This window comes from Micrococcus lylae NBRC 15355 (genome assembly GCF_001570885.1).
Taxonomy (GTDB): Bacteria; Actinomycetota; Actinomycetes; order Actinomycetales; family Micrococcaceae; genus Micrococcus; species Micrococcus lylae.
Genome location: NZ_BCSN01000074.1, coordinates 1 through 8,681 on the forward strand (window position 1 = coordinate 1; position 8,681 = coordinate 8,681).

At 71.2% G+C, this 8,681-nt stretch carries 7 protein-coding genes and 1 pseudogene; 1 reads left to right on the forward strand and 7 read right to left on the reverse strand.

Annotation, left to right across the window (positions count from 1 at the left end):
- Together MLY01S_RS11235 and hutU are read right to left on the reverse strand one after the other, a co-directional pair.
- Positions 1-534 (reverse strand): annotated as a pseudogene (locus tag MLY01S_RS11235) (YjiH family protein); the annotation flags it as partial.
- 108 nt (positions 535-642) lie between these two features.
- Positions 643-2,340, reverse strand: coding sequence for a urocanate hydratase (hutU, locus tag MLY01S_RS11240; RefSeq protein ID WP_067192155.1), 1,698 nt, complete (start codon positions 2,338-2,340; stop codon positions 643-645).
- 153 nt (positions 2,341-2,493) lie between these two features.
- Here hutU and MLY01S_RS11245 point away from each other — a divergent pair, with 153 nt between their 5' ends.
- The gene (locus MLY01S_RS11245; RefSeq protein WP_067192157.1) at positions 2,494-3,144 is read left to right on the forward strand and encodes an IclR family transcriptional regulator; all 651 of its coding nucleotides are present in this window, start codon (positions 2,494-2,496) and stop codon (positions 3,142-3,144) included.
- 397 nt (positions 3,145-3,541) lie between these two features.
- Here MLY01S_RS11245 and MLY01S_RS11250 read toward each other — a convergent pair whose 3' ends face one another.
- The 5 genes from MLY01S_RS11250 to MLY01S_RS11270 all read right to left on the reverse strand — a co-directional run.
- Positions 3,542-4,033 carry a hypothetical protein gene (locus MLY01S_RS11250; RefSeq protein ID WP_067192159.1) on the reverse strand — a complete coding sequence of 164 codons (492 nt, stop codon included), beginning with the start codon at positions 4,031-4,033 and terminating at the stop codon, positions 3,542-3,544.
- A gap of 148 nt (positions 4,034-4,181) precedes the next feature.
- Entirely contained in the window at positions 4,182-4,970 is a 789-nt protein-coding gene (locus tag MLY01S_RS11255; RefSeq protein ID WP_067192162.1) for a carbon-nitrogen hydrolase family protein, read from the reverse strand.
- Positions 4,971-5,002: 32 nt separating this feature from the next.
- Positions 5,003-6,217: an acyl-CoA dehydrogenase family protein gene (locus MLY01S_RS11260; protein WP_067192164.1), complete on the reverse strand. Its 1,215-nt coding sequence runs from the start codon at positions 6,215-6,217 to the stop codon at positions 5,003-5,005.
- Entirely contained in the window at positions 6,214-7,827 is a 1,614-nt protein-coding gene (locus MLY01S_RS11265) for a fatty acyl-CoA synthetase (RefSeq protein ID WP_082740142.1), read from the reverse strand. Before MLY01S_RS11265 ends, MLY01S_RS11260 begins: the two co-directional genes overlap by 4 nt.
- A 29-nt stretch (positions 7,828-7,856) precedes the next feature.
- Positions 7,857-8,681 (reverse strand): acetyl-CoA C-acyltransferase (locus MLY01S_RS11270; protein WP_067192169.1); only part of this gene is annotated, 825 nt, incomplete at its 5' end.

The following is an 8,681-nucleotide window of genomic DNA, read 5'->3' on the forward strand; positions in this document are numbered from 1 at the left end:
CACCGGACGCATGGCCGGGCGCAGGTACACGCCCACGAACTCCATGAGGCCGTAGCCGATGATCAGGGCCAGGAAGATGCCGCCGATCGGCACGATCAGTCCGACCTGCACCACCAGCGAGTCCATGAGGAACGGTCCGATGTCCTCGTTCAGCACGAACTCCGGGCCGAACCCGAAGACCACCATGGACGCGGTGACCAGTCCGAGCACGGCCAGGAACGCGAACGCGGCCTTCAACGCCGACTGCCGCCACGTACCGGTGACGAACGGGTAGACGGCGCCGGCGGCGATGATCGCCAGGGCCACGAAGCGGTCCGCCTCCCCCAGCAGGGTGCGGACGCCGTTGACCAGGTGGTCCAGCGGGATGGTCGTGGTGCCGTTCAGGGTGATCGGCACGAAGAACATCACGATGCCGATCACCGAGTAGACGATCATGCGCCAGCGGCCGGACGGGCGGGGCTCGTCACGGCCGATCGCCGCCATCGCGGTCGTGTCGCTGTGGAACTCGCGGTCCCCCGGGTTCGTCACGGACATCGTGCTGCTCCTCTCCTGGGTTGCACCGTGGCGGAGGCGGGCCGCCTCCGCCACGGTGGGGGCCGTCGTCGTGCCCGTGCGGGGGACGACGACGGCCGCACGGGTGCGTCAGTCGCGGATCTTCGCCTCCATGGGCACACGCACACCGCGCTCGGCCGCCACCTCGGCGGCGCGGGAGTAGCCGGCGTCCACGTGGCGGATGACGCCCATGGCCGGGTCGTTGGTGAGCAGCGCCTCGAGCTTGGCTGCGGCCAGCTCGGTGCCGTCCGCCAGGCCGACCTGACCGGCGTGGATGGACCGGCCGATGCCGACGCCGCCGCCGTGGTGGATGGACACCCAGGTGGCACCGGAGGAGGTGGCGGTCAGGGCGTTGAGCAGCGGCCAGTCGGCGATCGCGTCGGAGCCGTCCAGCATGGCCTCGGTCTCGCGGTACGGGGAGGCCACGGAGCCGGAGTCCAGGTGGTCGCGGCCGATGGCGATCGGCGCCTTGACCTTGCCCTCGGCCACCAGCTGGTTGAACAGCAGACCGGCCCTGTGGCGCTCGTTGTAGCCGAGCCAGCAGATGCGGGCCGGCAGGCCCTCGAACTCCACGAACTCGGCGGCGCCGTCCAGCCAGCGGTGCAGGTGCTCGTTCTCCGGGAACAGCTCCTTCAGGGCCTCGTCGGTGACGCGGATGTCCTCCGGGTCGCCGGAGAGGGCCACCCAGCGGAACGGGCCGAGGCCCTCGCAGAACAGCGGGCGGATGTAGGCCGGGACGAAGCCCGGGAACTCGAAGGCACGGTCGTAGCCGGCCTTGCGGGCCTCGTCGCGGATGGAGTTGCCGTAGTCGAAGACCTCGGCGCCGGCGTCCTGGAAGCCGACCATGGCCTCCACGTGGCGGGCCATGGACTCCTGGGACTTCTTGGTGAAGCCGGCCTCGTCCGCGGCGGCCTCCTCGTGCCACTGCTCCACGGTGTACTCCACCGGGAGGTAGGACAGCGGGTCGTGGGCGGAGGTCTGGTCCGTGACGATGTCGATCTCGAGCTCGCCCGCCTGGTGGCGCTTGAGCAGCTCCGGGAACACCTCGGCGGCGTTGCCCACCAGGCCCACGGAGACGGCCTCCTTGTTCTTCTTCGCCTCGTTGACGCGGGCGATCGCCTTGTCCAGGTCGGTCTCCACCTCGTGCAGGTAGCGCTTGGACTGGCGGCGGTGCAGGCGCTCGGCGGAGACGTCCACGATCAGGCAGACGCCGCCGTTGAGGGTGACGGCCAGGGGCTGGGCGCCGCCCATGCCGCCGCAGCCGCCGGTGAGGGTCAGGGTGCCGGCGAGGGTGCCGTCGTACTTCTTGCGGCCGATGGCGGCGAAGGTCTCGTAGGTGCCCTGCAGGATGCCCTGGGTGGCGATGTAGATCCAGGAGCCGGCGGTCATCTGGCCGTACATCATCAGGCCTTCGGCCTCGAGCTTGCGGAAGGTGGCCCAGTCCGCCCAGTCGCCCACCAGGTTGGAGTTGGCGATCAGCACGCGCGGGGCCCACGTGTTGGTGCGGAGCACGCCGACCGGCTTGCCGGACTGCACCAGGAGGGTCTCGTCCTCCTCGAGGTCCTTCAGGGTCTCGACGATCGCGTCGAAGGCCTCCCAGGAGCGGGCCGCACGGCCGGTGCCGCCGTAGACGACGAGGTCCTCGGGGCGCTCGGCGACCTCGGGGTCCAGGTTGTTCATGAGCATCCGCAGCGGGGCCTCGGTCTGCCAGGACTTGGCGGAGATCTCCGTGCCGCGCGGAGCGCGGATCTCGCGGGACGGGTCGTGCTGGGTGAATCCCTGGGTCATGGGGTCCTCTCCTTCAAGGGGTCCGGTGTCCTTCCCGACGGCGGCCGGTCGGGTGGGCGCGTCAGCCTCGCCTTTTCATCTGATGGCGTATGCCTTCCATCCATTGAAACCCTCCCGGTGTGGCGCGCGCAACCCCTTGTATAGGCTTTCTCCATGCCCTCCGCCTCGACGCGCACCGTGGACCGCGCCCTGGACCTGCTGGCCGCCGTGACCGAGCGCTCCGCGCTGACCCTGTCCGACGCCGCGCGGCAGACCGACCTCGCCCCCTCCACGGCCCTGCGCCTGCTGCGCAGCCTTGAGGGCGCCGGCCTCGTCACCCGCGACGACGACGGCCGCTACCGCCCCGGCGCACAGCTGATCCGCCTCGGTGCACGCGCCTTCACCCGCGAGCCGCTCGTGGAGCTCTCCGGCGAGCCCATGCGGGCGCTCGCCGAGAAGACCGGCGAGTCCGTGTACCTGGCGATCCCGGGCGCAGCCGACACCGCCGTCTACATCGCGATCGTGGAGGGCACCCACTCCGTGCGCCACACCAACTGGGTCGGCCGCACCGTCCCCCTCGACGGCACCGCCGTGGGCGCCGTGCTCCGCGGCGAAGTCGAGGCCGACTCCGTCGCGATGATCAAGGACACCGTGGAACGGGACGTCACCGCCCTGTCCGCTCCGATCACGGTCCAGGGCTCCCCCGTGGGCGCACTGTCCACGCTCGTGCCGACCTACCGCTGCACCGATGAGCTCGCCGAGAGCTGCCGACAGGCCCTCGTCGAGGCGACCGCGCAGATCGCGGACGCCCTCTCCGGGCGGTGAGCGGGCCCTCGAGGAGGCGCCGCACAGGCCGGGCGTCGGTGCGGTCGTCGGGACACGCGGCGCACAGGGCCGGCGCCCGGGCGCGTGGCGAGGACGGCGCACAGCGGGCCGTCACCGCACGGTGACCCGGTTTCAGACAATTCCCAGAGTTCTCCCCTGGTACCTCCACGAAGGATCCCTATGCTGAAAGCACCTCATCGAAGGTGCGAGTGATGACAGCGAAGGGCCCCGGACCGGCGAAAGCCGGACCGGGGCCCTTCGTCATGCCCGTCGAGTCAGGCCCCACAGACGACGACGGCGCCGCTCCCCTCCGTCGGGGGAACGGCGCCGTCGTGCGGTGCGAGCGCGCGGTGCGAGTGAGGCGGCGCGCAGGGGCGAGTGATGACCCGCTTATCGCTCAGTGGCGACGGGCGGAGCTGATGCCGGCCCAGAGGCCGCCGATCAGGCCGGCGACCGGCATGCCGATCAGCAGGACCCAGCCGGAGTTCTCGGCGGCGGTGTTCGAGAAGATCATGATCAGCAGCAGCACCGAGACGATGCCGCCGACCAGGCCGCCGATCGCGTAGCGGCCGGCGTTGCGGCCGTAGCCGCCCATGACGTTGACGACCCACGAGGCGACGACGCCGGCGAGGGAACCGCCGATCAGGGCGAAGAACAGGGAGAGCATGAGCGGCACGAAGCCCACACCGCCCTCGCCGAGCACCACGAGGCCGTCGGGCCGGGTGGTGAAGAGCTGGACGAACTCGGCGACCATCAGCACGATCGCCGCGACGATCACGATGCGGTTGGTGATGCCCCAGGCGTTGACCGGCAGACTCGGCGGGACGATCGGCTCGGCCGGCACCGGGCGTGCGCCGCCACGGGTGGCGACGGTGGTGTTCGTGTTCATTGCTGGTCTCCCATCCGCCCCGCCTCCGGGGCCCTCTGCGCGCCGGGCGCCCGCAGGCGCCCAGAGTTCTGTGCCCCAGTTTAGTGCCACCGGGTCCCGGGCCGGGAATCATGGCGTCCGGCCCGTGATGCCGCCGGTCGCCCGCAGGTCAGAGGACGTCGGTGCGCCGGTTCTGAAGGACCGGCAGGAAGGAGCGGACGTCCTCGATGCGGTCACGGGTGACCTCGGCGGTCACGAGGGCCTCGCGCTCGTCCTCCAACGCCGCCACCGGCAGGGCCAGCGGGTCCACGATCGCCGAGTGTCCGATCGTCGAGTCCGAGCAGGTGTCCGCGGCGACCACCCAGACGGTGTTCTCCACGGCCCGGGCCTTGAGCAGGGTCTGCCAGTGGTCCACCTTGTGGTCGCCCTTGAACCAGGCGGCGGGGACCACGAGCACGTCCGCGCCGTCCACGGCGAGCTTGCGGGACAGCTCCGGGAAGCGCAGGTCGTAGCAGGTGAGCAGGCCGAAGGTCAGCTCGCCGATGCGGACGGACAGCAGGTCCCGGTCGCCCGGGGTGATGGTGTCCGACTCCTTGTGCTTGAACGCGTCGTAGAGGTGGAGCTTCCGGTAGGTGCCGAGCTCGGCACCGGAGCCGTCCACGGCCACGAGGGTGTTGTAGGGGCGCGGGGTCCCGGAGGGCTCGTATCCGCCGGCGATGATCGCGATCCCGTGCTCGCGAGCCATGTCCTTGAGCGCGGCGACGAACTCGCCCCATTCGGTGTCCACGGCCTCCTCGAAGGTGTCCGTGACGAGATGGCGCTGCGTGAGCATCGACTCCTCGGGGAACACGACGAGCCCGGCGCCCTCCTCGGCGGCCTGGGCGGTGAGCCGACGGAGCACCTCGAGGTTCTCCTCGATGACTCCGGTGGGGCGGAACTGTCCGACGCTGATCCTCATGTGGCCAGCGTAACGTCCGCCCCACCGTCGGATCAGGCCTTGGCGCTCGCCCAGCCGAAGGCGGAGTGGCCGGTGAGGCGGCGGCCCATGATGAGGGACTGCACCGTCTCGGTGCCCTCGTAGGTGTGCAGCGCCTCGAGGTCCGCGAAGTGCTGGATCATGCCGTGCTCCAGCAGCAGGCCGTTGCCGCCCATGAGGTCCCGGGCGATGCCGGCGACCCGGCGTGCGGCGCGGGTGTTGTGGTACTTCAGCATCGAGGCGTGCTCACCGCGCAGCTGCCCGGCCGCCTGGAGCCGGGCCACGGCGGCGGCCTGCAGCTGCATGGAGGTGATGGCCTCGAGCATCTGGGACAGCCGCTCCTGCACGGTCTGCTGGGCGGCCAGCGGCTTGCCGAACTGCACGCGGGCCTGCGTGTACTGCAGGGCGCCCTCGAACAGGGCGGTGGCGTGCCCGAGGGCGGACCAGCCGATGTTCACGCGGGTGGCCTCGAGGACACGGGCGGTGTCCGCGAAGGAGTTCGCGCCCGGCAGCAGGGCCTCATCGCCGACCTTCACCGAGTCCAGGGTGATGAGGGACTGGTGGAGGGCACGCAGCACGCCCTTGCGCACGATCGGCTCGGCCGAGTATCCCTCGGTCTCCTGCGGGACGATGAACCCGCGGACCTGCCCCTCCTCGTCCCGGGCCCAGACGAGGGTGATCCCGCCGGCGGCGCCGTTGCCGATCCACTTCTTCTGGCCGTCGATCACCCAGCCGCCGGCGACCTTCCGGGCGGTGGTCTCCAGCGCCACGGAGTCGGAGCCGTGCTCCGGCTCGGTCAGGGCGAAGGCACCGAGCAGCTCGCCGCGGGCCAGCCTCTGCGCGTACGCCGCCTTCTGCTCCTCGGAGCCGAGCTCCACGACGGAGCGCAGGGCGAGGCCGCCCTGCACGGCGCAGGCCGCGGCGAGCGAGCCGTCCAGGCGGGACAGCTCCATGGTCACCAGGCCGGCCGCCAGCGGGGACAGGGTGTCCATGCCCGCCACGGCCACGCCGTCGGTGATGAGGCCGGCGGCGGCCACCTGCTGCACCAGGTGCACCGGGTACTCGCCGTTGTGCCAGGCCTCGGCCAGTTCGTCCAGCATGGGCGTGACGGTCTCACGGGCCTTCGCGGCAGCGGCGCGGTCGGCCTCCGTGGCGTCTGCGAAGGCGCCGAGGAAGTCGGTGTCCAGCGGGGCGCGGACGTCGATGTCGAGTTCCGGGGTCAGGCTCACGCCTCGCTCCTCTCCTTGCGCAGCACGCGCTTGAGCAGCTTTCCGGACTGGTTGCGCGGCAGCTCGTCCACGAACTCCACGGACTTGGGCACCTTGAAGCCGGCGAGGTTCTCCTTGACGTGGGCGATCACCTGCTCCTCGGTGACCTGGGCGCCGTCCTTGAGCACCACCACGGCGGTGATGGCCTCGATCCAGCGCTCGTCCGGGACACCGATCACGGCGACCTCGGCCACGCCGTCCACCTCGTAGACGCAGTCCTCCACCTCACGCGGGGCCACGAGGACGCCGCCGGTGTTGATGACGTCCTTGATGCGATCCACCACCTGGATGTAGCCGGCCTCGTCCTGGGTGACCTGGTCGCCGGAGCGGAACCAGCCGTCCATGAACGCGGCCTCGGTGGCCTCCGGGTTGTTCCAGTAGCCGGAGAACAGCTGCGGCGAGCGGTACTGGATCTCTCCGGGCTCGCCGACCTGCACGGGCTCGCCGGTGGGGTCGACCACGCGGACCTGCACGTGCTGGGCGGGGCGGCCGCAGGAGGCCGGGCGGGCGTGGTGCTCCTCGGGGCGCAGCACGGTGCACAGCGGGGCCATCTCGGACTGGCCGAAGCAGTTGTAGAAGCCGAGCTTGGGGAACGCCTCGCGCAGGCGCTGCAGCACGGTGACCGGCATGATCGAGGCGCCGTACTGGGCCTTGGTGAGGGAGGTCAGGTCGTAGTCGCCGAGGTCCTCGCGGTTGGCCAGCGGCACCCACACGGTGGGGGCGAGGAACAGGGAGCCGATGTGCTCGTCCTGCACCAGCTGCAGCATCTGACCGATGTCCGGCTTCTCGATGATCCGCAGCGTCGCGCCGAGGGACAGGTACGGCATGGCGAAGACGTGCATGGCCGCCGAGTGGTACAGCGGCATCGCGATCAGCGGGCGGTCCTCCTCGGTGAAGTCCAGCGCGATCACGGTGGAGTCGTACTCCGCCACCAGCGCGCGATGGGTCATCACGGCACCCTTCGGGGCGGAGGTGGTGCCGGAGGTGTAGAGCAGCTGCACCGGGTCCTCGGAGTGCACCTGCGGGAACGGCTCGGCCCCCTCGGCGGCACCGGCCGGAGTCTCGTCGAGCGCGAGCTCCTCCAGGCTGGTGATGCCGGCGGCGTTCTCCTCCGCCTGCTCCCCCTTCTGGAAGGGCACGACGACGGCCAGAGACTCCACCTTGCCGCTCGCCCGCACCTCGTCCACCAGGGATGCCAGGGCCTTGTCCACGACGAGGACGGTGGCGCCGGAGTCGTTGAGGATGTGGGCGAGCTCGCCGCCCTTCAGGCCCGAGTTCACGGGCACGTGGATGAGCCCGGCGCGGGCGGCGGCCAGGAACAGGATCAGGTAGAGGTCCGAGTTCATGCTGAACGCGCCGACGCGGTCGCCGGGCTTCAGGCCGAGGCGCTGCAGGCCCCGGGCGGTGCGGTCCACGGCGGCGGCGAGCTCGGCGTAGGTGAGGGACCGCTCGCCGAAGCGGGTGGCGGTGTTGCGGCGGTAGGCGGCCGCGCTGCGGTCCAGCAGGTGGGTCAGGCCGAACTGGTACGCGGAGGCCGGCACCAACGAGGTGACATCGTGGGCGATGGTCATGGAGGCGTCCTTCTGTCGTCGGGCGGGTGTCAGGCGGCCGGGGTGCCGGCGTTGAGGTTCTCGATGATGGTGACGTTGGCCTGGCCGCCGCCCTCGCACATGGTCTGCAGGCCGTAGCGGCCGCCGGTGCGCTCGAGCTCGTGCAGCAGCGAGGTCATCAGGCGGGCGCCGGTGGCGCCGATGGGGTGGCCGAGGGCCATGGCGCCGCCGTTGGGGTTGACCTTGGCCGGGTCGGCGCCGGTCTCGGCGAGCCAGGCGAGGACCACGGAGGCGAAGGCCTCGTTGATCTCGACGACGTCCATGTCCTCGATGGTCATGCCCGCCTTCTTCAGGGCGTAGGCGGTGGCCGGGATCGGGGCGGAGAGCATCATCACCGGGTCGGCGCCGCGGGCGGAGAGGTGGTGGATGCGGGCGCGCGGGGTGAGCCCGTGCTTCTCCACGGCGGCCTCGGAGGCGATGAGCAGGGCGGCGGCGCCGTCGGACATCTGGGAGGCGCTGGCCGCGGTGAGGATGCCGCCCTCCGAGATCGGCTGCAGGGAGGCCATCTTCTCCCGGTCCGGGGTACGCGGGCCCTCGTCCGCGGTGACGCCGAAGCAGGGGACGATCTCGCGGTCGAAGCGGCCGGCCGCCTGGGCGGCGAGCGCGCGCTCGTGGGACTGGACCGCCAGGTCCTCGGCCTGCTCACGGGTGATGTTCCACTTCTCCACCATCATCTCCGCGCCGCGGAACTGGGAGATCTGTTCGTCCCCGTAGCGGGCCGCCCAGGCCTCGGAGCCGGTGTACGGGTCCGGGAAGCCGAGGTCCTTGGCGATCACGTTGGACGTGGCCAGCGGGACGGCGGACATGGACTGCAC